The organism is Microbacterium aerolatum (assembly GCF_007988825.1).
Classification (GTDB): domain Bacteria; phylum Actinomycetota; class Actinomycetes; order Actinomycetales; family Microbacteriaceae; genus Microbacterium; species Microbacterium aerolatum.
The window spans coordinates 1-23,759 of record NZ_BJUW01000005.1; the positions used below are offsets into that span (position 1 = coordinate 1).

Here is a 23,759-nt window from a genome sequence, read left to right on the forward strand (position 1 = left end):
GCCGCGATCGTGGCGGGTTCGGCCGCCGGCACCGAGCAGCTGATCTCGCTCACCTCGATCGTGCACGCGCCGTCGACGTCGACCGCGCTCGGCGCGCTCGGGCTCGGACTCGGCTCCGTGCTGCCGACGCTCGGGGTGATGCTCGCGACCGTCGCCATCGTCACGCTCCTCGGCGCCGTGATCCAGGGCGGCGTGCACCCCCGCAAGCTCGCCGGACGCTTCGAACAGTTCAACATCGTGAACGGCGTCAAGCGCGTGTTCGGGATGCAGGCGCTCTGGGAAGGGGCCAAGGCGCTGCTGAAGACCGCGGCCATCGGCCTCGCGCTGTGGATTGTGATCGCCGGCCTCGTGCCGGTGCTCTCGGCGAGCGGTTCGCACTCCCTCTCGCGCCTGCTCGGCACCGCGAACGACGGCAGCACTGCGCTGCTGCAGACCGCGATCGCCGTCGGGCTCGCCCTCGCCGCGATCGACGTGTTCGTCGTGATGCGTCGCAACAAGAAGCACACGCGCATGACCAAGCGCGAGGTGCGCGACGAGAACAAGAACTCCGAGGGCGACCCGCTGATCCGCCAGCAGCGCCGTTCGCGCCAGCTCGCGATCAGCCGCAACCGCATGATCGCGGCCGTCGCCGGCTCCGACGTCGTGCTGGTGAACCCGACGCACGTGGCCGTGGCGCTGAAGTACGAGGCCGGAAAGGCCGCCCCGAAGGTGGTCGCGAAGGGTACCGGCGTGATCGCCGACCGTATCCGCCAGCGGGCGAAGTCTGCGGGCGTGCCGATGGTGCGGGAGATCTCGCTCGCGCGTGCGCTGTTCGCCGCGTGCGAGCTCGGCCAGGAGATCCCCGCCGACCTGTACAACGCCGTCGCGAGGGTGCTCGTGTTCGTCGACAGTCTCCGCAAGCGCGGTGCCGCACGCGGCATCCACTCTCTTCCCTACCGGAGGACCGCATGAATCAACTGCTGAACAAGCTCTCCGTGCCGATCGGCGTCGTCGGCATCATCATGCTGCTCGTCGTGCCGATCCCGCCGTTCCTGCTGGACACCCTCATCATCCTGAACATCATGTTCGCGCTGCTGATCCTGCTGACGTCGATGTTCGTCAAGAAGCCACTCGACTTCTCGGTGTTCCCGTCGCTACTGCTGGTGGCGACGCTGTTCCGGCTCGGCTTGAACGTGGCATCCACCCGACTGGTGCTCGGCGAAGCATATGCCGGCCAGGTGATCGAGGCGTTCGGCGAGATCGCGGTGGGCGGGTCGCTCATCATCGGCGCGGTGGTGTTCCTCATCCTGGTGGTCATCCAGTTCGTCCTGGTCACCAAGGGCGCAGAGCGCGTCGCCGAGGTGGGAGCGCGCTTCACCCTCGACGCCATGCCCGGCAAGCAGATGGCGATCGACGCAGACCTCAACGCGGGTCTGATCACCGACACCGAGGCGCGCACGCGTCGCGCCGAGGTGGCCGCGGAGGCCGACTTCTACGGCGCCATGGACGGTGCGTCGAAGTTCGTCAAGGGCGATGCGATCGCGGGCCTGGTGATCATCATCATCAACCTCATCGGCGGCATCGCGATCGGCATCGTCTCGCACGGTATGGCCATCGACGAGGCGGTGAGCACCTACAGCCTCCTGACGATCGGCGACGGCCTGGTGACGCAGATCCCGGCGCTGCTGATGGCGGTGTCGACCGGCATGATCGTCACGCGCTCGAACGCCGAGGCCGAGATGGGTCAGGCCGCGACTGCGCAACTGGGACAGTCCCGCAACGCCCTGACCATCGCCGGGTGCGCGGCGATCGTGATGGCGTTCATCCCCGGGATGCCGCTGCTGCCGTTCGTCGCGACCGGCGCACTGCTGCTGCTGGCGGCGCAGCGTGTGAAGTCGTCGCAGGCGCGGGCTTCCGCCGAGGCGGCCTCCGCCGCCGCCGGCCCGGACGGCTCGCCGGGGCCGGAGCAACCGGAGGAGCTGATCGAGAAGATGCGCGTGCACGCGCTGGAGATCCAGCTCGCACCGAACATCGTCGATCTCGTGACGGGCGGCCCCGACGATCTGCTGGCCCGTGTCAAGGCGCTGCGGCGGCGCATCGCCCTCGACCTCGGCCTCGTCGTACCTCCAGTGCGCACGCGCGACAGCATCGAGCTGCCGAACTCCACGTACGTCATCCGCATCGCCGGCGTCGAGACCGGACGCGGCACGGCGCCTCCGGGGTCCGTGCTCGCGCTCGGACAGGGGCTGGAGTCGCTGCCCGGTCAGGCCGCGCTCGACCCGGTGTTCGGGCTGGAGGGCAAGTGGATCCCGATGGAGATGCGGCACAGCGCCGAGTTCTCCGGCGCCACGGTCATCGACCGCGCGAGCGTCATCATCACGCACCTGTCGAGCGTCATCCAGTCGAACGCCGCGCGACTGCTCAGTCGCGAGGACGTGCGCCAGCTCACGGACGCGCTCAAGCAGGTGTCGCCTGCCGCCGTCGAGGAGCTCACCCCCGCGCTGCTCTCGCTCGCCGAGGTGCAGCGGGTGCTGCAGGGGCTGCTCGCCGAGCGCGTGCCGATCAACGACCTCAGCCGGATCTACGAGGCGCTCGCGCTGCGCGCGAAGACGTCGACCGAGCCGGACGGCCTGATCGAGGCCGCGCGGACGGCGCTGGGGCCTGCGATCGCTGCGCGGTTCGCGGATGCCGGGACGCTGCGCGTCATCATGATCAACCCGCTGCTGGAGCAGGCGATGCTGGAGAGCCTGCGGGGCAGCGACGACGGACCGCAGATCGTGTTCGACCCGCAGCGGCTCGAGGCGGTCATCGAATCCGTGAAGCAGGCCGTGGCCGGCGTCACGGACGGCGAGCCGGTGCTCGTGTGCGCGCCGACGCTGCGGGCCGCCGTGCGGCGGCTGGTCTCGGCGCAGACCGACGGGTTGCCGGTGCTGTCGTACAACGAGGCGACCGCCGCGGCGCTCACGATCGAGACCGTCGGGGTCGTGCGCGACAGCGCAGCGCTGACCGGGTCGAGCGGTCCGGCGGTGGGTTCTGTGCCGACACCCCAGTAGGCTGAACTGGTGCTGGTGTTGACGAGGCGGATCGGTGAGAGCGTACGCATCGACGGCGAAATCGAGGTGACGCTGCTCGACATCAAGGGCGACAGCGTGCGCATCGGCGTGAACGCGCCTCGCGAGACCCGCATCCAGCGGTCCGAGATCGTGGATGCCGTCGTCGCAGAGAACGTCTCCGCAGCAGCCGATTCCGGCGCCGACGCCGAGAAGGCGATCTTCGAGGCCCTCGCCAAGCGCCGCGGGACGCAGGAGTCATAGCGGCCGGAGTCGGCTTCGACTCGCTCCGCTCGCTCACCCCGTTTCGTCTTCGGCGGCTCCGCCGCCTCCGCTCAACGCCCCGCGATAACCGCGGGCTCTTGGCGTCGGGCAGCTCCCTGCTCATAGCGTCGGGCAGCTCCATGCGGGCTCAAGACCGGAGCACCTTTGCGGGTCGTTGAGCGAGCGCAGCGAGACGAAACGCGGTGAGCGAGGAGCCGCAGGCGACGAGTCGAAGCGTCCTCACACACACCCGGCTTCGACTCGCTCCGCTCGCTCACCCCGTTTCGTCTGCGGCGCTCCGCGCCTCCGCTCAACGCCCCTCGGCAACTGTGCCCCGCCGGGAGGTGGTCGAAGTTGTCGCATCGGCGCCGCCCCAGCGGCAGGAAGCGACACCTCCCGCGCTGACCTAGGGGCCGACGCGCTCGATCGTCACGATGCGGGGTGCGTCGGCATCCAGGTCCTCGTCGGCGATGCCCTCGGCGCCGCCCACCGGGCGCTCCAGCTCGATGTCCCACCACGCATCCGCGATCGACGCGGCCATCTCGCGGCCCCACTCGATCACGACGACCGATCCTGCGAGGTCGACGTCGAGGTCGTCGAGCTCCGCGGCCGAACCGAGCCGGTACGCGTCGACGTGCACGAGCGGCGCCCGCCCGACCAGCGAGGGATGCGTGCGGGCGATCACGAACGTCGGGCTCTGCACCGGCCCGCGCACGCCGAGGCCCTCCGCGAGCCCGCGCGTGAACGTCGTCTTGCCCGCGCCGAGCGGTCCGGTCAGCACCAGCAGGTCTCCGGCGACGAGCTGCTCGCCGATGACGAACCCGAGTCGCTCCATCTCATCAGCGGTCGCGATCTCACGACGGCCGAGGAAGGCGGGATCGACGCTCACGACGTGCTCCGCGGCACGCGATTGCCGACGCGGGTCACGATCTCGTAGTTGATCGTGCCCGCCGCGTTCGCCCACTCCGTCGCCGACGGCGCACCGAGAGTCGGGTCGCCGAACAGCACGACCTCATCGCCCACCGCGACGTGCGCGTCGCCGACATCGACCACGAACTGGTCCATCGCGACGCGGCCCGCCACAGCGAACCGCTGACCATTGATCACCACGGGTCCGCGCCCGGATGCCTGCCGTGGGATGCCGTCCGCATATCCGAGCGGCACGAGAGCGAGGGTCGTGTCATGGTTCGTGCGATGGTCGTAGCCGTACGAGACGCCGGATCCGGCCGGCACCCGTCGTACGGCCGCGACCGCCCCGCGCAGCGTCATGGCCGGGCGCAGTCCGAGCTCGGCGGATGACCGGTCGTCGAACGGCGAGAGCCCGTACAGTCCGATCCCGATGCGCACGGCGTCGAGTCGCGTCTCGGGCAGGTCGATCGCCGCAGCGGTCGCTGCGATGTGACGGATCTCTGGATGGATGCCGGCGGATGCCGCGGCCTTCGTCCCCTCCTCGAAACGTGCGAGCGCCGCCCTGTCGTCAGCGGGCGAGGCGTTCGAGAGGTGGCTGAAGAGACCGACGATGCGGATGCGGCCGATGCGCTCCAGGCGCGCGGCCTCGGCGAAGACCCGGCCCCAGTCCCCCGGCGCGATCCCGTTGCGGGAGAGGCCGGTCTCGAGCTTGAGATGCACGGCGACGTCACCGCCGGCGACAGCACCGGCGGCCTCGAGCTGGTCGAACGACGAGATCCCGACCTCGATGCCGTTCGCGGCGGCCTCTTCGAAGCGCTCACCCGGCTCGTGCAGCCACGCCACGATCGGGGCGTTGATGCCGGCGCGGCGCAGGGCGAGCCCCTCGGGGATCTCCGCGACGCCTAGACGAGTCGCCCCGCCGGACAGCGCGGCGACGGCGGATGCCGTGGTACCGTGCCCGTATCCGTTCGCCTTGACCACGGCGATGACCTCGACGCCGGTGAGGCGGCGCAGGTGGCGGGTGTTGTCGGCGATGGCATCCATCTCGATGGACGCCTCGCGGAACGGCACGCTCACGCGGCCCCCTCCACTCGCTCGGCGATCACGAACGCGGTGGCGAGTCCGGCATCGTGCGACATGGTCAGGTGCAGGCTGGTGATGCCGCGCTGCTCGATGGCGTCTGCGGTCGTGCCCGAGAGCCGGAAGTACGGCTTGCCCGATTCCTCGGACCCGATCTCGATCTCGGTCCAGTGCACGCCGTCCGAGCCTCCGAGCGCCTTGATGAGGGCTTCCTTCGCGGCGTAGCGCGCGGCGAGCGACGGCAGCCGCAGCTCGCGCTCGGTCGGGGCGAACAGTCGCTCCATCAGCCGCGGTGTCCGGGACATGGTGCGCTCGAACCGCGGGATGTCTACGAGGTCGATGCCGGTCCCGATGATCACGGTTCCAGCCTACTCGGGGCGGTCCCATCCGTACGGCTCAGGCCCGGGAGAGCTCCCGCCGCACCTCGTCCCGCAGCCGCCCCAGGTTCTCCGGCTCGGGCGCAGCGTCGAGGAGCCGTTTGGTGTACTCGTGCTGCGGGTTGAGGATGATCTCGTCGCTGGGCCCGCGCTCGACGACGTCGCCTCGGTACAGCACCATGATCTCGTCGCTGAAGTGCCGGGCAGTGGCGAGGTCGTGCGTGATGTACAGCACGCCGAGATCGTCCTCGCGCTGCAGGTGGGCGAGCAGGTTCAGAACGCCGAGGCGGATCGACACATCGAGCATCGACACCGGCTCGTCGGCGACGATGAACCGCGCCCCCGGAGCCAGCGCCCGCGCGATCGCGACGCGCTGCCGCTGGCCGCCGGACAGCTCGTGCGGGCGACGGTCGGCGAAGCTCTCAGCGGGCGACAGCCGCACGCGCTCGAGCAGCTCGAGCACGCGCCCTCGCACCTCATCGCCCTTCAGGTCGGGGTGGTGCAGCCGCACCGGGCGCTCGAGGTGGTGAGCGATCGTGTGGTACGGATTCAGCGAGGCGAACGGGTCCTGGAACACCATCTGCACCTCGGAGCGGTACGCGGCGACGTCGCGCCCGCCCGAACCGGTCGGCTTCCCGTCGAGCAGGATCTCACCGGAGGTCGGGGTCTCGAGCTTCATCAGCATCCGGGCGATGGTCGACTTGCCCGAACCGGACTCCCCCACCAGAGCGATCGTCCTGCCGGCCTCGATCGTGAACGACACATCCTTGACCGCGTGCAGGATCGAGGTGCGCAGGCCAGAGCGCAGCGTGAAGTCCTTGACCAGATTGCGGGCCTCGAGGCTCGGTTTCGCGTTCATCGGACCTGCTCCTGACTGATCTGCGCTCCTGTGCGCACGAAGTCGCCGCGATCTCCGCGGAGGCTGGGGAAGCTCGACAGCAGCCGCTTGGTGTACTCGTGCTGCGGGTTGCGGTAGATCTCCTCGGACGTGCCCTGCTCGACGATCTGCCCCTGCAGCATGACGGCGATCCGGTCGCTGATCTCGATCAGCATCGGCAGGTCGTGCGTGATGAAGATGACGGCGAAGCCGAGCTGCTCGCGCAGTCGCATGATCTCTCTGATGATGTCGCGCTGCACGACGACATCCAGCGCGGTGGTCGGCTCGTCCATGATCATGACCTGCGGATCGAGAGCCAGCGCCATGGCGATCATCACCCGTTGCCGCATCCCGCCCGACAGCTCGTGAGGGAAGCTCGTGAGCCGGTTCGGGTCGACGCCGACGAGGGTCAGCAGTTCTCGTGCGCGCTCCTTCTTCGCGGCCCTGCTCATCCCGGGTCGGTGCGTGTCGAAGACGTCGAAGATCTGCGCCTTGACGGTGATCACCGGATTGAGCGAGTTCATGGCGCTCTGGAAGACCATCGAGATCTTGTCCCAGCGGAACGCCCGCAGCTTCTCCCCGGTGAGGCCGACGATGTCGATGTCGTCGCCGTTGCGGTCGTGGAAGACGATCTCGCCGCCGGTCATCAGCGCCGGCGCGTTCAGCAGTCGGTTCAGTCCGTACGCGAGGGTCGTCTTGCCGCAGCCGGACTCACCGGCGAGGCCGAGGATCTCACCGCGGTTGAGGGTGAGCGAGACATCGCGAACCGCCTTCACCGGCGGGTCGACCTCGTACTCGATCGACACGTTGCGGGCGCTCAGCACCGGCTCGACCACGCTCACGCGGCCACTCCTTTCGACTTGGCGGCCTTGCGCACGTTGCGGGCGGCCTGCGGCGAGCTGCGCAGCTTCGGGTTGATGATCTCGTCGATCGCGAAGTTGATGAGGGCGAGACCGCAGCCGAGTGCGGCGATCATGATGCCCGGCGGCACGAACCACCACCATGCGCCCTGGCCGAGCGCCTGCCCCGACTGGGCCTCGTTGAGGATCGTGCCCCAGGTGATCGAGTCGGTCGGCCCGAGGCCCAGGTACGACAGGCCCGCCTCGCCGAGAATGGCGAAGATGATCGCGAACAGGAACTGCGCGGCCAGCAGCGGCAGCAGGTTCGGCATGATCTCGATCAGGATGATGCGCAGCGAGCGCTCACCGGCGACCTTCGAGGCGTACACGTAGTCGCGGGTGCGCAGCGAGCGGGTCTGCAGGCGCAGCACGTAGGCGGCGCCCGCCCAGGAGGTGATGCCCAGCACGAAGGCGACCAGCTGCATGCTCCGCACCGGCGCGAAGGCGGCGATGACCATCACGAGAGGGAGGCCCGGAATCACGATCATGATGTTGGTGACCAGTGCCAGCACGTCCTCACGCCACCCCGAGAGGTATCCGGCCAGGACGCCGAAGACCAGCGACAGCACGATGGCGATTCCGCCGGCGATGAGACCGACGATGAGCGACCCCTGCGCGCCGTGCGCCAACTGGGCGAGCACGTCGTACCCGAGTTTCGTGGTGCCGAGCAGGTGCTCGCTCGACGGCGGCGACAGCGCCGGGTTCTGCGAGTTGCGAGGGTTCTGGGTGACGAGCGGCGCGATGATCGCGAACAGCACGATCGCGCCGACGAGCAGGATGCCGATGACGAGCTTCGGCGTCATCGTGGGCAGCATCGCCCGGAGTCCGCTGCGCCGCTTCGGCTGGGTGACGAGCGCCTCGGTGCGCGGCGGGGAGGAGACGACCGCGTCGTCCTCGATGATGGCCAGCTCGGCAGGGTTCCGGGTGGTGGTGTCAGACATTCTGCCGTGCCCTCGGGTCGATGAACCCGTAAACCAGGTCCATGAAGAAGTTGGCTGCGAGAACCGCGATGGTGATCACGAGGAAGACGCCCTGCATCAGCGCGTAGTCGCTGTTGAGCACGGCCTGGAACATCAGCTTGCCGACACCGGGATAGGTGAACACCTGCTCCATGACGATGGAGCCGGCCACGACGAAGCCGAGGGTGATCGAGAACCCGGCGATCGAGGGGATGGCGGCGTTGCGCGCGGCGTAGGTGGTGAGGATGCGGCGCGGCCGCAGTCCCTTGGCCTCGGCCGTGGTGATGTAGTCCTCGGCGAGAGTCGAGACCATCATGTTGCGCATGCCGAACAGCCAGCCGCCCACCGAGCTGAGCACGATGGTCAGTGCCGGCAGCACGGCATGGGCTGCGGCATCCGAAATGAACGACCATGTCGGCACCGGGCCGTCAGGGAAATCGAAGACGTCGTAGCCGCCGAAGATCGGGAACCAGCCAAGGCCGACCGCGAACACAGCAACCAGGATCAGGGCGAGCCAGAAGTACGGGATCGACTGCAGCACGGTGGTGGCCGGGATGATGTTGTCGACCCAGGTTCCGCGCTTCCAGCCGGCCCACGCGCCGAGCGCGACACCGAGCACGAACGAGATGACCGTGGCGACGCCGACCAGGATCAGGGTCCAGGGCAGCGCCTCGGCGATGAGCTCGGTCACCGGGGCCGGGTACTTGGTCACCGATACGCCCAGGTCTCCCTGGAACATGCGGCCCCAGTAGCCGAGGTACTGCTGCCAAAGCGGCTGATCGTCACCGCCGAGCAGCAGTTTGATGTTGCGGATGGTCGATTCCGACACGTCGCCGCCCGCGCGCTGGAGCTTGGCGATCATGATGTCGGCAGGATTGCCTGGCATCATCCGCGGGAGCAGGAAGTTGAGCGAGATCGTGGCCCACAGCGTCACCGCGTAGAACCCGATCCTTCGCAGGTAGAACTTCATCTCAGATCTTCCTCGTCACTTCCTGCTCCCTCGGACCCATGTCGTTACTTCACCGGCTCCAGGTGCTGCAGGATGTACCCCGCGGCGATCGCACCCCAGGACGGCGGGAAGGCGTACAGGTCCTCCTCGGTCGGCCAGCCGGTGTAGTCGGCGGAGTTGTAGAAGGTCTGCGTGGCGTTGATCACGAGCGGGATGTACGGCAGGTCGCGGACGATCTCGTCCTGGATCGTGCCGTACAGCTCGAGCTTGGTGGCCTCGTCGTTCGTGCCGATGGCGGCCTGGACGGCCTCATCCACCACGGGGTTGTCGTAGCGGCTGAAGTTCCAGCGCCCGGTGGGCACCTCGCTGCCGACTGCGCTGGTCGAGGCGACGGCCTGACCGCCGAACCAGTCCCGATAGATCTGGAACGGGTCCGCCACGGAGGTGCCGATCATGCCGCCCATGATCAGTTCGTACTGGCCGGTCTGACGCGAATCGGAGAACTCCTGCCACTGGACGGTGGAGGCGTTGATCTTGATTCCGGCCTCGGCCGCCTGCTCGGCGATGAGCTTGGCGGCGTCGTTGTAGTCGGTCCAGCCGTCGACCGAGGTCAGGCTCATCTCGACGGTCTTGCCGTCCTTCGCGTAGAACCCGTCGTCGCCCTTCGCGTAACCGGCTGCCTCGAGGATCTCGCCCGCCGCGGCGGCATCGGGACTCTGCGGGCTCGTCTCGTTCGCGGGATCGGCGACCCACTTCTCATCGCGCGGAAGCAGCGCGAAGGTCGGCGAGATCTCGCCCGTCAGCCCGACGAAGGCCTTGTCCTTGATGGTGGTGCGGTCGATGGCCGCGTTCAGCGCCTGCCGGACGGCCACGTCCGTCTGCGCGCCGGTGCAGCCGAGGTCGGCATTCGCACAGGTGTAGAGCACCGTCGGGTCCTGCGGAGTGTTGATCCACTCGATCTTCCCGTTGCTCGTGACCGAGTCCGGGTTCGGGATGAACATGCCGGTCCAGTCGAGCTTGCCCGCGGCGAGCAGATCCTGCGCGGTCTGGTTGTTGTCGACGGCGATGTACTGCACGGACTTCACGCCGAGCTCGTCGGCGTCTCGGAACTCGGGGTTGGCGACCAGCGAGTACGACTCCTTCGTCGTCTTGTCGACGATGTAGGGGCCGGAGCCGACCGGCTCCTCGTTGGTGAAGGTCATGTAGTCGCCGACCTCCGACCAGACATGCTCAGGAAGGATGTAGCTGGAGCCCATGCGCTGGAACTCGGTGGTGTACTGCGGGGTGTCGTAGGTCAGCACCGCGGTGGTCTCATCGGTCGCCTCTGCCGAGACCAGTCCGTTGGCCTCCGGGTTGTTCGCCTCGTAGAGGAACGAGAAGACCACGTCGTCGGCGGTCAGCGCCTCACCGTCGGACCACTTGAGCCCGTCCTTGATCGTGACCGTGATCTGCGTGCCGTCCTCGTTGTACTCGTACGACTCGCCGATGAGGCCTACCGGCTCGGTGTCCGCCGTCTTGTTGAAGAAGAACAGCGGCTCGTAGATGGGCCCGAGCGCGCCGTGGAGCACGGTTGGCGCGAACGGGTTGAAGTTGGCCTCAATGGGTGTCTGGCTGCCGGCCCAGACCCGGAGAGCGCGGTCGGATGCCGCGTCCGCTGAGTCGCTGTCCCCGCCGGCCGAACAGCCGGTGAGTGCGAGGGCGAGAGCTGATACTCCCGCCGCGGTTGTGAGCGCAATTCTGCGCGAGGTCCTACTGGTCATTTCGACTCTTCCTCTCGGTGCTGCGTTGCATGAGGGGTAAAACGTCCTCGTTTTCAAACCGCAGGGGTTTGTTAGGACAGCAACCTAACAAAAGGTGCGGGCTGAGACAAGACCCCACTTCCCGGGGAATGTCCCGCCGGCCCTGGCGCACCTCGCCGACCCGCGCTAGGTTTTGTTCATGGTCTTAACTGATGCGAAGACGCTTCCCGAGGATCCGATCGACTCGGCGCACTCTCTGCCGCTGATTCCGCTTCCGGCTCACGTCCGGCCGGCGGAGGGTCACCTCCTCCTCCCCTCTCTCGAGGTCGAGGGCGATCCCGCGACCGTCGCGCTCATGCGGGAGGATCTGCGACGGCTGGCCGGCACGGCGGGGCCGGAAGCAGCGCACGCCGCGGGGAACGTGGTCCTCGCCCTCACCGATGACGCCTCCACCGGCCCGGAGGGGTACATCCTCGACACCCGCGATGACGGCATCCGCATCACCGCTCGCGACTCCGCGGGCCTCTACTACGGCACGCGCACTCTGCTGCAGCTGCTGCGACGCACCGACGAGGGCTGGAGCGTCCCGCGCATCCTAATCGAGGACGCTCCCCGATTCGCCTACCGCGGCGTGATGCTCGATGTGGCACGCCACTTCTTCAGCGTCTCCGAGGTCAAGGCATACATCGACCGTGCGGTCGCGCTGAAGTTCAACCACCTGCACCTGCACCTGACCGACGACCAGGGCTGGCGCATCCAGATCGATGCCTGGCCGCTGCTGACCGAGCGCGCCTCCGCGGGCGACGCCGGCGAGGGCCCCGGCGGGTTCTTCACGAAGGACGACTACCGGCACATCGTCGAGTACGCCGCAGACCGGCACATGACCGTCGTGCCGGAGATCGACCTCCCCGGGCACACGCACGCGGTCGGCGTCGCCTACCCCGATCTCGTCGAGGAGCCCTGGATCACGGATCAGCTCGTCGCCGAGGCGGAGCGGCTGGCGCAGCCGGTTCCCGTGCACGGCGAGCACTTCTCTGGCTGGGCGGTGGGTCACTCGTCGCTGCGCATCGGCGAGGAGCGCACGTACGACTTCGTGAAGGACGTGCTCGACGAGGTCGCGGCGATGACCCCGGGCCCCTACCTGCACATCGGTGGGGACGAATGCCTGGGCACGTCCCCCGCGGACTTCGCCGTCTTCATGACACGGGCGACGCATCTGGTCGGTGAGACCGGGAAGACCCCGATCGCCTGGCACGAGGCCGGGGCCGTGCACGACATCGCCGAGGGCACCGTCGGGCAGTACTGGGGATCTGTGGTGCCGCAGGGTTCGCACGCGGAGGAGGCGACCCGCTTCGTCACGGGCGGCGGCGGCCTGATCCTGTCGCCCAGCGATCGCACGTACCTCGACATGAAACCGGATGCCGAATTCCCGCTCGGCCTCGACTGGGCGGGCATCGTGCCGCTGCGCACCGCGTACGACTGGGATCCGGCGGATGTCGTTGCCGGCGTAGCTGAGAGCGCCATCCTCGGCGTCGAGGCGCCCCTGTGGACCGAGACGGTCGAGTCGCTCGAGGATGCCGATGCACTGGTCTTCCCGCGCCTCACGGCGCACGCGGAGACCGCGTGGTCGCCGCGCGAGGGCGCGGACCGCACCTGGGAGTCCTACCTGAGCCGTCTCACCGCCCTGGCTCCGGCGCTCCGGACGTCAGGCATCGACGTGACGCTGCCCGCCGACGAGGGCTGACGCTCGGACGCTTCGACACGCTCAGCGGCCGCTCACACAAAGCGGACCCTGAGCCTGTCGAAGGGGAAGCGACCCCGCCCGCTCCGGGCTACTCGACCGTGACGGACTTCGCGAGGTTGCGCGGCTGGTCGACGTCCAGGCCCTTGGCCGTGGCGAGAGCCATGGCGAAGATCTGCAGCGGAACGACCGCGAGCACCGGCTCGAACATGGCGCCGGCCAGCGGAATGTGGATGACCTCGTCCGCGAACGGCAGGACGGCGGCATCCCCCTCTTCGGCCACGACGATCACGCGAGCGCCGCGCGCGCGGATCTCCTGGATGTTCGAGACGACCTTGGAGTGGATGAGCGCCGAGTGACGCGGTGACGGGACGATCACGAACACCGGCTGGCCGGGCTCGATCAGCGCGATCGGGCCGTGCTTGAGCTCGCCGGCGGCGAAGCCCTCCGCGTGGATGTACGAGATCTCCTTGAGCTTGAGCGCACCCTCGAGGGCGATCGGGTATCCGACGTGGCGACCGAGGAAGAGCACCGAGCGGGTGTCCGCCATCCAGCTCGCGAGCTGCGACACGTGGTCGTGCTCCTTCTCGAGCACGCTGGCGATCTTCTCGGGAAGCGTGGCGAGCTCTCCGACCGCAGTGCCGTCGGTCAGCGTCGAACGCACGCGGCCCATGTGCAGACCGAGCAGCAGGAGGGCAGTGATCTGCGCCGAGAACGCCTTGGTGGATGCCACGGCGACCTCTGGCCCGGCGTGGGTGTAGACGACGGCATCCGACTCGCGAGGGATCGTCGCACCCTGCGTGTTGCAGATCGACAGGGTGCGCGCGCCGCGCTCGCGCGCGTACTTGACGGCCATGAGCGTGTCCATGGTCTCGCCGGACTGGCTGATCGAGATGACGAGCGTGTCGTCGCCGATCACCGGGTCGCGATAGCGGAACTCGTGCGCGAGCTCCACGTCGGTCGCGACGCGGGCCCACTGCTCGATGGCGTACTTGCCGACGAGGGCGGCATAGGATGCCGTGCCGCAGGCAGTGATGATCACGCGGTTGATGCCGACGAACAGTTCGTCCAGCCCGTCGAGCTCGGGGATGACGACCTGCCCGTCCTGCACGCGGCCGCGGATGGTGTTCGCGACGGCCTCGGGCTGCTCGGCGACCTCCTTGGCCATGAAGGAAGACCATCCGCCCTTCTCTGCGGCGGCGGCATCCCACGATACGTCGAAGGGCTCGGCCTCGACGGCGTTGCCGTCGAAGTCGGTCACCGTGACCTCGGACGGGGTGATCGCGACGATCTGGTCCTGGCCGATCGCGAGCGCCTTGCGGGTGTGCTCGACAAAGGCGGCGACGTCGGATCCGAGGAAGTTCTCGCCCTCACCGAGGCCGATCACCAGCGGCGAGTTCCGGCGAGCGCCGACGACGAGACCGGGCTGATCCTGGTGCATGGCGAGGAGCGTGAAAGCACCCTCGAGGCGGTTCACGACGTTCTGGAACGCGACCTGCAGGTCGGCGTTCTTGGCGTACTCGCGGCCGAGGAGGGCTGCGGCGACCTCGGTGTCGGTCTCGCTGAGGAAGTCGACGCCGTCGGCGATCAGCTCATCGCGCAGCGGCGCGAAGTTCTCGATGATGCCGTTGTGGATGACGGCGAGCTTGCCGTCGTCGGCGAGGTGCGGGTGGGCGTTGAGGTCGGTCGGGCCGCCGTGGGTGGCCCAGCGGGTGTGCCCGATGCCCGTGGTGCCGTCGCCGAGAGGTGCATCGGAGAGCGAGTCGCGCAGCGCTTGGAGCTTGCCGGCCTTCTTGCGCATTCCGAGGTCGCCGTCGCTGTCGATGACCGCGATTCCGGCGGAGTCATAGCCGCGATACTCGAGACGGGCGAGGCCGGCGATAAGGATGTCCTGGCTGGGGCGCGGGCCCACGTATCCGACGATTCCACACATGTCGTCAAGAATAAGCGCGAGATTTTGCAAGGGTTCCGAACAATCGCGGATGCCGTCGCCGACGCCTGCCCGCCGCCCGAGAGGTGTCGCTTCCTGCCGCTCAATCCGCGCCGGAGCGACAACACCGACCACCTGCCGCGCGTGGGGCTCGGCGCCAAGCCCGGGGAGGTGTCGCTTCCTGCCGCTCAATCCGCCCCGGAGCGACAACACCGACCACCTGCCGCGCGGCGGCGCGCGCCGGATGCCGTCCCCTACAGTTGCGCCACGAGGTGGTCGGCGATCGCCAGAGAGCTCGTCGCGGCGGGCGAGGGCGCGTTGCGGACGAGGGTGACCGCGCCGACCTTGTCGATGGCGAAGTCGTCGAGCAGCTCGCCGCCCCTCCCCCACGCCTGGGCGCGGACTCCGGCGGTGGACGTGCGGCGCAGATCCGACATCTTCAGCTCGGGGATGAACCGCTGCGCCTTGCGGAAGTAGCGCGGCTTCAGAACGGATGCGCTGATCTCATCGATGCCCATGCGCCAGTGCTGCCGGGCGAGCGGCGCGGCGCCGGGCCAGCGCAGCGAATCCCAGGTGTCCTTCACCGAGATCCGGCGCCAGCTGTAGCCCTCGCGGGCGAGCGCCGGCACCGCGTTCGGTCCGACGTGCACGTCGTCGTAGACGCCTCGGGTGAAGTGCACTCCAAGGAACGGGAACCGCGGATCGGGCACCGGATAGATCATTCCGCGCACCAGGTCGGTGCGCTCCGGCCGCAGCGCCCAGTACTCGCCCCGGAACGGCAGGATCTTCGGCGACGGGTCGGCGCCCACGAAACGTGCGACGACGTCGGAGTGCAGCCCCGCGCAGACGATGACACGGTCGAACGTGTGCTCGGAACCGGCTGTTCGAACGCGCACCCGGCCGGGTTCGGCGGTGATCGCGGTCACTTCATGACCGAGCAGGATGCTGCCACCAGCCGCCCGCACGTCCTGCGCCATGGCCTCGGTGATCGAGGTGTAATCGACGGCTGCGGTGTGCGGCGAGTGGACGGCGGCCACGCCTCGCGCGTGAGGCTCGATCTCGGCCAGGCGTCCGGAATCGTCGATCCGCTCGAGGTCGGGCACGCCGTTGGCACGAGAGCGTCGTTCGATCTCGTCGAGCGCGGCGACCTCTGCCTCGTCGACCGCGATCACGAGCTTGCCGACCTCGCGGTACGGCAGCCCCTTCTCCTGGCAGAACTCCCGCAGTTGCGCGCGGCCCGCAGCGCACAGCGTCGCCTTCAGCGACCCCGGCGCGTAGTACAGGCCGGCGTGCACGACGCCGGAGTTGTGCCCGGTCTGGTGCGCGGCGAGCCGCTGCTCCTTCTCGAGAACCGTGACCTCATCGCCGCGCTGCGCAAGCGCCCGCGCCAGTGCGATGCCGACGATTCCCCCGCCGATGACCCCAGTGCCATTCCCCATGCGGTGAGCATATCCACCCGTCCGTGCGCGCGGTGGCGGTCATCTCCACGCGCTTGTGCACGCAGCATCCGCTCGGGAGGGGTCGCAAGTGGTCGCCAAAACGCCGCGCGGGCGACCATTCACGCCACCTCCCGCGCCGAGCTAAGTGCGCTAGCGGCAGGAGGGGTCGCAAGTGGTCGCTAAAACCGTCCGCGAGCGACAACTTGCGACCCCTCGCGGCCGCGAGCTCGCCGCAACCGCGCTCACAACTTGCGCAGCAGCACGCTCTCGACGTTGTGGTCGATGCCCTTGTTCAGAACGAGCGTCGCGCGGTGCCGCGTCGGCATGACGTTCTCGATGAGGTTGGGCATGTTGATGTCTCGCCAGTATCCGAGCGCGGTCGTCTCGGCCTCTGCATCGGTGAGCTGCGCGAACACGTTGAAGTACGACGACGGGTTGGCGAACGCGCCCTGACGCAGCGCGAGGAACCGATCCACGTACCACTTCTCGATGTGCGCCGGATCGGCGTCGACGTAAACGGAGAAGTCGAACAGGTCGCTGACGGCGACATCGTTCGGGGCGGGCGGAGGCTGCAGCACGTTCAGCCCCTCGACGATCACGACGTCCGGCCGCCGCACGACGACCCGGGCGTCGGGCACGATGTCGTACCTCATGTGCGAGTAGAAGGGTGCGCGCACCTCGGCGGCGCCCGACTTCACCTCGGTCAGGAACTCCAGCAGCGCCCGCCGGTCGTACGACTCCGGGAAGCCCTTGCGGTCCATCAGGCCGCGCCGCTCGAGCTCGGCGTTCGGGTAGAGGAACCCGTCGGTCGTCACCAGCTCGACCCGGGGCGTCCCCGGCCAACGGCTCATCAGCTCGCGCAGCAGACGCGCGATGGTCGATTTGCCCACCGCGACCGAACCGGCGACGCCGACCACGAACGGAGTGGTGACGTCCTCCTCTTCCAAGAAGGCGCTGGTCGCGGCGCCGAGCCGCTTCGTCGCCGAGGCATACAGACTCAGCAGCCGACTCAGCGGCAGATACACCTCGCGCACCTCGGTGAGGTCGAGCCGGTCGCCGATGCCGCGCAGCTCGACGACCTCGGTCTCGCTCAGCGGCTGGTCGAGCCCCTTGGCCAATCGCGCCCACTCCGCGCGTCCGATCTCGCGGTACGGCGACAGTGGCAGTGTGGGGTCGGCGGTGGTCACGGCATCCATCGTATCGGCGCGCGTCGCGAGATCATCCGCCGCGCGTATCGGATGCCGCCTCTCACAGCCGCACCCGAACCGAAGCCCTCGGCACCAGCGCGCCACGCGCGCCGCCGTCGGGCTTCGCTTGCAGGGCGAGGACGCCGTCGGCATCCACGGTGATCACGCCCGTCACGATGACCGGATCCCCGACTGTTAGCAGCCGTGTGCGGATCTGCCGCACGCGGAGCGCACGCGCATGCTCGGCCAGTGCGCGATCGGCGAGGCGGATCGTGTCGATCGTCGCCTTCGCGCCAGGGCGTCCACGCATCTCGACACCCTCTGGCTGAACCCGGACGAAGTCTTCGCCGACGAGAACATAGAACTCGGATGCTGCACCGTCGAAGCCCGCGTGCTCCTCCGAGTTCGCGAATCCCGGCACCCAGCGCCCTTCGAGGTATCCGCCAGTTGCGGCGCGATCGACGCTGTCGCCCCAGTTCTCCTGAGTGGTGCCGTCGATGCTCCACGACACGCATGCGCTGCCGTGCAGGGGGTCGCGGAGCATCGGCTCACCGGGGACGGTGACGATGGTTCCTTCGAAGCTGCGCAGGCCGGGCGTCGAAGGATCGCGCCACTGGACGATCCGCAGCACCCGCCACCGGGCGTAGTCCCACACGAGAAAGGCCAGCCACAGCACGGTGACGACGAACCAGGTGCCGACGAACCAGATCGCGGCTGTCCGGGCATCGGACGCGGCCGCCATCGCCGCCCCGGATCGGGCCAGGTTCACGATCCAGAACGTGAACGCCGACCACACCCCGATCGAGACGAGCAGTGCGAGGAATGCGCTGGCGACGGCGACCCGCGGTGCGCCGAATGTATCCATCTCTCGCGCCCACGCGCCTGCGAGGGCCGACAGCGCAGTTCCTGCGGCGAGCGCGACGATCAGCGCCAGGACCACCTGCCCAGCGCCCTGAACCCATGGCCAGGCGCTGCGTACCTGCTCGGCCGTCGTGATGAGCAGGATCGTCCCGACGATTCCCAGCAGCAGTGTCCACCCCAGAAGAACGCGCATCGCTTCCCCTTGCGCTACGGATCCTCCCCAGTGGGACCCTGCGGTCATCATGACAGAACGCCGGGGAGAAGACCACCGCGCGAGTAGTCTCGTTCCGTGCGCTTGGGAATCCTCGACATCGGGTCGAACACCGTCCACCTGCTCGCGGCGGACGCCCGTCCCGGCGGACGTCCGCTTGCCACGACCAGCGATCGCAGCGTGGTGCGGCTGATGCGCTTCCTCACGCCGGAGGGCGCGATCAGCGAGGACGGCGTGCAGGCTCTCGTGGATGCCGTCACACGCGCGCGCCAGGTCGCCGAGACCGAGCGGGTCGAGACGCTGCTCGCGACCGCGACGAGCGCGGTGCGCGAGGCGCTGAACGGCGAAGAGGTCATCGCTCGCATCGAGCGCGCGCTCGGCCAGCCGCTGCAGGTGCTCACCGGCGAACAGGAGGCGGAGCTCACCTTCCTCGCCGTGCGGCGCTGGTTCGGGTGGGATGCCGGACGCATCCTGCTCCTCGACATCGGCGGCGGGTCGTTCGAGTTCGCCGCGGGTGGCGACGAGCTACCGGAGGTCGCGGCATCCGTCCCTCTCGGCGCCGGGCGGATGACCGTCCAGTTCCTGCCCGGCGATCCGCCGGGTGAGGATGCTGTCGAGCTCCTGCGCGCGCACGCCAGGGAGGCGCTTGCGCCGGTGGCGACGAAGCTCAACGCCCTCCCGAGCCCCGATCACCTGGTGGGCTCGTCCAAGGCGATCCGGTCGCTGGCGAACCTCGCCGGTCGCGAGGTCTCTGGACTCGGCTTCGATCGGACCGTGATGTCGCGTTCGGCGTTGAAGTCATGGATTCCGCGGCTCGCCCGGATTCCGGCATCCGCTCGTCAGGAGCTACCGGGGATCACACCCGATCGCACGCTGCAGATCGTGGCCGCCGCCGTGTGTCTGCACACCGCGATGAAGTTGCTCGACATCGACGAGATCGAGGTCTCGCCGTGGGCGCTGCGCGAGGGCGTGCTGCTGCGTTACACCGAGTCGATGACCTGGGGCGGCGCCGGGATCTGAGCGATCACCGGACAGCCACGACCTTCTCGGGCCGGATGTCCAGCCGTCGCAACAGCTGCGCGTTCAGCGCGACCACGATCGTCGACAGCGACATCAGTACGGCACCGACAGACATCGGCAGCACGAACCCGAACGGGGCCAGCACACCGGCGGCGAGCGGAACCGAGATGAGGTTGTACCCGGCGGCCCACCAGAGGTTCTGCTTCATCTTGCGGTAGCTGGCCCGCGACAGCTCGATGATCGACAGCACTGCGCGCGGGTCGTCGCTCGCGAGGATCACGCCGGCCGATGCGATGGCGACGTCGGTGCCGGCGCCGATCGCGACGCCCACGTCCGCCTGCGCGAGGGCCGGGGCGTCATTGACGCCGTCGCCCACCATCGCCACGCTGCGGCCCTCGTCCTGCAGCTGCTTGACCTTCGTGGCCTTGTCCTCCGGGCGAACGCCTGCGAAGAACCGGTCGATGCCCAGCTCGGCAGCCACCGATGCGGCAACCGCCTCCGCGTCGCCGGTGATCATCACGACTTCAACGCCCCGTGCGTGCAGCGCCTCGATCGCCTCACGCGATTCGCTGCGCACCTCATCGGCCAGGCGCAGCGCTCCCGCCACGGCACCGTCGATGAGCACGTGCAGAATGATCGCCCCTTCCCTTCGCCAGTCCTCGGCGATCGGAAGCTCGGCGGCGTTCTCCTGCTCGAGCAGATACGGGCCGCCGACCTGCACGATCTTCCCGTCGACGTTCGCGCGCACGCCGACCGCCGGCGATGACGCGAATTCCGACGCCGGCGGCACGGCGAGATGCGAGGCCGCGTTCACGATCGCCTTCGCCAGCGGATGCTCCGAGTCGCCCTCCGCACCGGCAGCCAGCGCGAGCAGCCGGTCGGCGTCGATTCCGTCGGCGGGGTGGATGCCGGTGACCGCAGGCGTCCCCTTGGTGAGCGTGCCAGTCTTGTCGAACAGCACAGTGCCGACGGTTCGCATGCTCTCCAGCGCCAGCCGGTCCTTGATGAGCACGCCGGTGCGCGCGGCCCGTTCGGTCGCGATCGACACGACGAGCGGGATCGCCAGGCCGAGCGCATGCGGGCACGCGATCACGAGGACGGTGATCGTTCGCACGACGGCCTGGTCCGGCATCCCGAGCACGGTCCAGACGATGGCCGTGATCACACCGGCAGTCAGCGCGAACCAGAACAGCAGCGCGGCCGCGCGGTCGGCGATGCGCTGCGCGCGGGAGGACGAGTTCTGCGCCTCGGTGACGAGCTTCTGGATGCCGGCGAGCGCCGTGTCGTCGCCGATCGCAGTGATCTCCGCCCGAAGACCCGAATCCGTGGCGACGGTTCCTGCGACGACCTGGTCGCCCTCCGCACGGCGCACCGTGCGGGACTCCCCGGTGATCATCGACTCGTCCATGCTCGCAGCGCCCTGCACGACCTTGCCGTCGGCGGGCACGCGCCCACCGGGCCGGATCACGACGACGTCGCCGACTCGCAGATCCGACGGATCCACGATGACTGTGGCATCCCCCTCCACGCGCTCCGCCTCGTCCGGAAGCAGCGCGGCCAGAGAATCCAGCGCAGAGGTGGTCTGCGCGAGCGAGCGCATCTCGATCCAGTGGCCGAGCAGCATGATCACGATCAGCAGCGCCAGCTCCCACCAGAACTCGAGCTCGTGGTGCAGCAGCCCGAGGCTCGCGCCCCATGAGGCGACGAAGGCCACCGTGATCGCGAGCCCGATCAGCAGCATCATCCCGGGCGCGCGGCTGCGCAGCTCCTGCACGGCGCCGGTGAGGAACGGCGCTCCGCCCCACACGTACATGACGGTGCCGAGCACCGGTGAGATCCACCCCACCCATGCCGCGTCGGGCAGCTGATAGCCGAGCAGCATCGCGAACGCGCTGGAGAACGCGACCACCGGAACAGCGAGCACGAGCATGACCCAGAACAGCCGCCGGAATTGCCCGGCGTGATCGCCATGGCCCGCATGACCTCCGTGCCCCGCGTGCTCGGCGTGGCCCGCATGCGCGCCGTCACCCGCGTGCTCGGCGTGGCCGTGCCCTCGACCCGCCACGTGCTCATCATGCGAATGACTCATGGTGTGATCATGCTGGCTCATCAGGACCTCCTGCGATCGTGGCTAGTACCCCTAGGGGGTATAAGGTGCGAGCTCGTCCCAGCATTCCACACCGCGAGATAGACTCCCGTCTATGAGTCCCGCGGTGCACGACGGCGCATTGACAGCGCTCGCCGATCCGACTCGCGCGCGCATCGTGCAGCTGATCCAGGATGCCGACGGCAGCCGCGCGCTCGTCGGCGAACTCGCCGAGGAACTGCGGCTGCGCCAACCCACGGTCAGCCACCACATGGGCGTCCTGCACACCGAGGGCATCGTGATCCGCGAGCGCGAGGGGCGCCGCGTCTGGTATTCGATCGACCCTGCGCAGGCAGACAGGATCACCGCCATCCTCGGATCCCGGGGGGCGGAGGTCGCACCCGATCTCGACCGCATCGTCGACGATCTCGCCACGCGCTACCGCGGCACCTTCAATCGCGAGACGGTCGCCCGATGCGTGCAGGAGAGCCACGACCTGCTCCTGCGGAGCAGCGGTACGCACCTCCTCGCCTCGCGCACGGCGCGCTTCGCCTCTGATCTCCTCGACGACCGCAGGGCCGCTCGGAGCAGCGCGGCACGCCCCACAGTCCTGTTCGTGTGCGTGCAGAACGCCGGGCGCTCGCAGCTGGCCGCCGGCATCCTGCGCCAGCTCGCGGGCGACCGGGTCACGGTGCGCACAGCCGGCTCGGCGCCGGCATCCGACGTCCGCACCGCCGTGGTCACCGCGCTCGACGAGATCGGCATCCCGCTGGGCGGCGAGTTCCCGAAGCCGCTGACCGATGAGGCCGTCAAGGCTGCCGACGTCGTGATCACGATGGGATGCGGCGACGCGTGCCCGATCTTCCCCGGCAGACGCTACGAGGACTGGGATCTCGAAGATCCGGTCGGCAAACCCCTGAGCACGGTCCGCGAGATCCGCGACGACATCGATCGCCGCGTCCGCACACTGCTCGCAAATCTATAGATATTGATCTATTCTTTATAGTATGACCAAGCCCACAGTCCTGTTCGTCTGCGTGCACAACGCGGGCCGCTCACAGATGGCCGCCGGATTCCTGCAGTCCCTCGCCGGTGACCGCATCGAGGTGCTGTCGGCCGGTTCCGAGCCGAAGGATCAGATCAACCCCGTCGCCGTGTCCGCCATGGCCGAAGCGGGCATCGACATCGCGAACAACACCCCGAAGCTCCTCACGGTCGACGCCGTCAAGGAGTCCGACGTGGTGATCACGATGGGCTGCGGAGACGCGTGCCCGATCTTCCCCGGCAAGCGCTACGAGGACTGGGAGCTCGACGATCCCGCCGGTCAGGATGCCGCGACCGTTCGCCGCATCCGCGATGACATCCGCGACCGCGTCGAGAAGCTCATCGACGAACTCACCGCGTGAGCCCGCATCCCCTCTGGCGGCGGACGCTGGCTGAGTTCCTCGGCGCCGGGATGCTCGTCACCGTGGTCGTCGGATCCGGCATCGCCGCGCAGCGGCTGTCCGCAGACGTCGGGCTGCAACTGCTCGAGAACGCCCTCGCCACGGCGATGGGGCTCGGCGTGCTCATCGTGCTGCTCGCCTCGGTGTCCGGCGCGCACTTCAACCCGGTCGTGTCGCTCGCGATCGCCGTCCTCGAGCATCGCTCCCCCAAGCGGATGCCGATGCGCGAGCTCGCCGCATACATCCCCGCCCAGATCGCCGGCGGCATCGGCGGTGCCGCGCTGGCGAACGCCATGTTCGACGTGCCGACCACCCTCTCCACCACCGACCGCGCCACCCCTGCCACGTTCCTCGCCGAGGTCGTCGCGACCGCGGGCCTGGTTCTCGTGATCACCGGGCTGATCCGCGCGGGCCAGTCGATCGCCGTGATCGCGACGGCGGTCGGATGCTACATCGGCGCCGCCTACTGGTTCACCAGCTCCACGTCGTTCGCGAACCCGGCCGTCACGATCGGACGCGTCTTCACGGACACGTTCGCGGGCATCGCCCCGGCATCGGTGCTGCCGTTCCTCATCGCGCAGGTGGTGGGCGCGGGCATCGCCGTCGGTGCCGCCGTCGCGCTCTTCCCGCATCCGCGCCCTCTCGACGGCCGCAGCTGACCAGAACTGGCGATGCGCGGCGACGAAGAGTTCAGACGCCGTCAACCTCGTCGTCGCAGATACTTCCATCCGGCGCGCCCGGATAGGCCATGATGGTG

The 23,759-nt window shown here is 68.7% G+C and carries 21 protein-coding genes; 8 read left to right on the top strand and 13 right to left on the bottom strand.

Annotation, left to right across the window (positions count from 1 at the left end):
• The 3 genes from MAE01_RS06895 to csrA all read left to right on the top strand — a co-directional run.
• Window positions 1-951 (top strand): EscU/YscU/HrcU family type III secretion system export apparatus switch protein (locus tag MAE01_RS06895; protein WP_147038829.1); only part of this gene is annotated, 951 nt, incomplete at its 5' end.
• A complete protein-coding gene (locus tag MAE01_RS06900) occupies window positions 948-3,032 on the top strand; it encodes a flagellar biosynthesis protein FlhA (RefSeq protein ID WP_147038830.1) in 2,085 nt (694 codons plus the stop codon). The genes MAE01_RS06895 and MAE01_RS06900, both read left to right, overlap by 4 nt.
• 9 nt (window positions 3,033-3,041) lie before the next feature.
• Window positions 3,042-3,293: a carbon storage regulator CsrA gene (gene csrA, locus MAE01_RS16240; protein WP_147038831.1), complete on the top strand. Its 252-nt coding sequence runs from the start codon at window positions 3,042-3,044 to the stop codon at window positions 3,291-3,293.
• A gap of 406 nt (window positions 3,294-3,699) precedes the next feature.
• Here the strand turns inward: csrA and tsaE are convergent, their stop codons facing one another.
• From tsaE to MAE01_RS06945, 8 genes are read right to left on the bottom strand one after another with little or no spacing between them, the layout of a single operon-like run.
• Entirely contained in the window at window positions 3,700-4,182 is a 483-nt protein-coding gene (tsaE, locus tag MAE01_RS06910; protein ID WP_371861765.1) for a tRNA (adenosine(37)-N6)-threonylcarbamoyltransferase complex ATPase subunit type 1 TsaE, read from the bottom strand.
• Window positions 4,179-5,246: an alanine racemase gene (alr, locus tag MAE01_RS06915; RefSeq protein ID WP_147038975.1), complete on the bottom strand. Its 1,068-nt coding sequence runs from the start codon at window positions 5,244-5,246 to the stop codon at window positions 4,179-4,181. The genes tsaE and alr overlap by 4 nt, the downstream gene beginning before the upstream one ends.
• 29 nt (window positions 5,247-5,275) lie before the next feature.
• Window positions 5,276-5,641 carry a holo-ACP synthase gene (locus MAE01_RS06920; protein ID WP_147038832.1) on the bottom strand — a complete coding sequence of 122 codons (366 nt, stop codon included), beginning with the start codon at window positions 5,639-5,641 and terminating at the stop codon, window positions 5,276-5,278.
• Between the two features lie 37 nt (window positions 5,642-5,678).
• Window positions 5,679-6,518, bottom strand: a complete 840-nt coding sequence (locus MAE01_RS06925) for an ABC transporter ATP-binding protein (protein ID WP_147038833.1) — start codon at window positions 6,516-6,518, stop codon at window positions 5,679-5,681.
• Window positions 6,515-7,372, bottom strand: coding sequence for an ABC transporter ATP-binding protein (locus MAE01_RS06930; protein ID WP_147038976.1), 858 nt, complete (start codon window positions 7,370-7,372; stop codon window positions 6,515-6,517). Before MAE01_RS06930 ends, MAE01_RS06925 begins: the two co-directional genes overlap by 4 nt.
• Before the next feature lie 2 nt (window positions 7,373-7,374).
• On the bottom strand, window positions 7,375-8,376 hold the full coding sequence (locus MAE01_RS06935; RefSeq protein WP_147038834.1) for an ABC transporter permease: 1,002 nt from the start codon (window positions 8,374-8,376) through the stop codon (window positions 7,375-7,377).
• Window positions 8,369-9,364, bottom strand: coding sequence for an ABC transporter permease (locus tag MAE01_RS06940; protein ID WP_147038835.1), 996 nt, complete (start codon window positions 9,362-9,364; stop codon window positions 8,369-8,371). Before MAE01_RS06940 ends, MAE01_RS06935 begins: the two co-directional genes overlap by 8 nt.
• A gap of 44 nt (window positions 9,365-9,408) precedes the next feature.
• Window positions 9,409-11,103, bottom strand: coding sequence for an ABC transporter substrate-binding protein (locus MAE01_RS06945; protein WP_147038836.1), 1,695 nt, complete (start codon window positions 11,101-11,103; stop codon window positions 9,409-9,411).
• A gap of 178 nt (window positions 11,104-11,281) precedes the next feature.
• On the opposite strand from MAE01_RS06945, the gene MAE01_RS06950 reads away from it, so the two are divergent.
• Window positions 11,282-12,826, top strand: coding sequence for a beta-N-acetylhexosaminidase (locus MAE01_RS06950; protein ID WP_147038837.1), 1,545 nt, complete (start codon window positions 11,282-11,284; stop codon window positions 12,824-12,826).
• A gap of 88 nt (window positions 12,827-12,914) precedes the next feature.
• Here MAE01_RS06950 and glmS read toward each other — a convergent pair whose 3' ends face one another.
• The 4 genes from glmS to MAE01_RS06970 form a co-directional block, all read right to left on the bottom strand.
• Window positions 12,915-14,756 (bottom strand): glutamine--fructose-6-phosphate transaminase (isomerizing), encoded by a 1,842-nt coding sequence (gene glmS, locus MAE01_RS06955; protein WP_147038838.1) that lies wholly within the window; start codon window positions 14,754-14,756, stop codon window positions 12,915-12,917.
• 251 nt (window positions 14,757-15,007) lie between these two features.
• Window positions 15,008-16,192, bottom strand: a complete 1,185-nt coding sequence (gene lhgD / locus MAE01_RS06960) for an L-2-hydroxyglutarate dehydrogenase (protein ID WP_147038839.1) — start codon at window positions 16,190-16,192, stop codon at window positions 15,008-15,010.
• 242 nt (window positions 16,193-16,434) lie between these two features.
• The gene (gene coaA, locus MAE01_RS06965; RefSeq protein ID WP_147038840.1) at window positions 16,435-17,388 is read right to left on the bottom strand and encodes a type I pantothenate kinase; all 954 of its coding nucleotides are present in this window, start codon (window positions 17,386-17,388) and stop codon (window positions 16,435-16,437) included.
• A gap of 52 nt (window positions 17,389-17,440) precedes the next feature.
• On the bottom strand, window positions 17,441-18,433 hold the full coding sequence (locus MAE01_RS06970) for a hypothetical protein (protein WP_147038841.1): 993 nt from the start codon (window positions 18,431-18,433) through the stop codon (window positions 17,441-17,443).
• 96 nt (window positions 18,434-18,529) lie between these two features.
• On the opposite strand from MAE01_RS06970, the gene MAE01_RS06975 reads away from it, so the two are divergent.
• Window positions 18,530-19,471, top strand: coding sequence for a Ppx/GppA phosphatase family protein (locus tag MAE01_RS06975; RefSeq protein ID WP_147038842.1), 942 nt, complete (start codon window positions 18,530-18,532; stop codon window positions 19,469-19,471).
• Between the two features lie 4 nt (window positions 19,472-19,475).
• Here the strand turns inward: MAE01_RS06975 and MAE01_RS06980 are convergent, their stop codons facing one another.
• On the bottom strand, window positions 19,476-21,581 hold the full coding sequence (locus MAE01_RS06980) for a heavy metal translocating P-type ATPase (protein ID WP_147038843.1): 2,106 nt from the start codon (window positions 21,579-21,581) through the stop codon (window positions 19,476-19,478).
• 91 nt (window positions 21,582-21,672) lie between these two features.
• Between MAE01_RS06980 and MAE01_RS06985 the strand changes: the two genes are divergently transcribed.
• Genes MAE01_RS06985 through MAE01_RS06995 form a run of 3 tightly spaced genes read left to right on the top strand, consistent with a single transcriptional unit; the run spans window position 21,673 to window position 23,661 of the window.
• A complete protein-coding gene (locus MAE01_RS06985) occupies window positions 21,673-22,542 on the top strand; it encodes a metalloregulator ArsR/SmtB family transcription factor (protein WP_147038844.1) in 870 nt (289 codons plus the stop codon).
• A gap of 22 nt (window positions 22,543-22,564) precedes the next feature.
• Complete coding sequence (locus MAE01_RS06990) at window positions 22,565-22,963, top strand: arsenate reductase ArsC (protein WP_147038845.1); 399 nt, start codon at window positions 22,565-22,567, stop codon at window positions 22,961-22,963.
• Window positions 22,960-23,661 carry an aquaporin gene (locus MAE01_RS06995; protein WP_147038846.1) on the top strand — a complete coding sequence of 234 codons (702 nt, stop codon included), beginning with the start codon at window positions 22,960-22,962 and terminating at the stop codon, window positions 23,659-23,661. The genes MAE01_RS06990 and MAE01_RS06995 overlap by 4 nt, the downstream gene beginning before the upstream one ends.
• Window positions 23,662-23,759: the final 98 nt, after the last annotated feature.

Bases quoted from the DNA above. Each gene is read 5' to 3' on its own strand.
- MAE01_RS06900 (WP_147038830.1), top strand. From the start codon at position 948: ATGAATCAACTGCTGAACAAGCTCTCCGTGCCGATCGGCGTCGTCGGC.
- alr (WP_147038975.1), bottom strand. From the start codon at position 5,246: ATGGATGCCATCGCCGACAACACCCGCCACCTGCGCCGCCTCACCGGC.
- MAE01_RS06925 (WP_147038833.1), bottom strand. From the start codon at position 6,518: ATGAACGCGAAACCGAGCCTCGAGGCCCGCAATCTGGTCAAGGACTTC.
- MAE01_RS06935 (WP_147038834.1), bottom strand. From the start codon at position 8,376: ATGTCTGACACCACCACCCGGAACCCTGCCGAGCTGGCCATCATCGAG.
- MAE01_RS06940 (WP_147038835.1), bottom strand. From the start codon at position 9,364: ATGAAGTTCTACCTGCGAAGGATCGGGTTCTACGCGGTGACGCTGTGG.
- MAE01_RS06945 (WP_147038836.1), bottom strand. From the start codon at position 11,103: ATGACCAGTAGGACCTCGCGCAGAATTGCGCTCACAACCGCGGCGGGA.
- MAE01_RS06950 (WP_147038837.1), top strand. From the start codon at position 11,282: ATGGTCTTAACTGATGCGAAGACGCTTCCCGAGGATCCGATCGACTCG.
- glmS (WP_147038838.1), bottom strand. From the start codon at position 14,756: ATGTGTGGAATCGTCGGATACGTGGGCCCGCGCCCCAGCCAGGACATC.
- lhgD (WP_147038839.1), bottom strand. From the start codon at position 16,192: ATGGGGAATGGCACTGGGGTCATCGGCGGGGGAATCGTCGGCATCGCA.
- coaA (WP_147038840.1), bottom strand. From the start codon at position 17,388: ATGGATGCCGTGACCACCGCCGACCCCACACTGCCACTGTCGCCGTAC.
- MAE01_RS06970 (WP_147038841.1), bottom strand. From the start codon at position 18,433: ATGCGCGTTCTTCTGGGGTGGACACTGCTGCTGGGAATCGTCGGGACG.
- MAE01_RS06980 (WP_147038843.1), bottom strand. From the start codon at position 21,581: ATGAGCCAGCATGATCACACCATGAGTCATTCGCATGATGAGCACGTG.
- MAE01_RS06985 (WP_147038844.1), top strand. From the start codon at position 21,673: ATGAGTCCCGCGGTGCACGACGGCGCATTGACAGCGCTCGCCGATCCG.
- MAE01_RS06990 (WP_147038845.1), top strand. From the start codon at position 22,565: ATGACCAAGCCCACAGTCCTGTTCGTCTGCGTGCACAACGCGGGCCGC.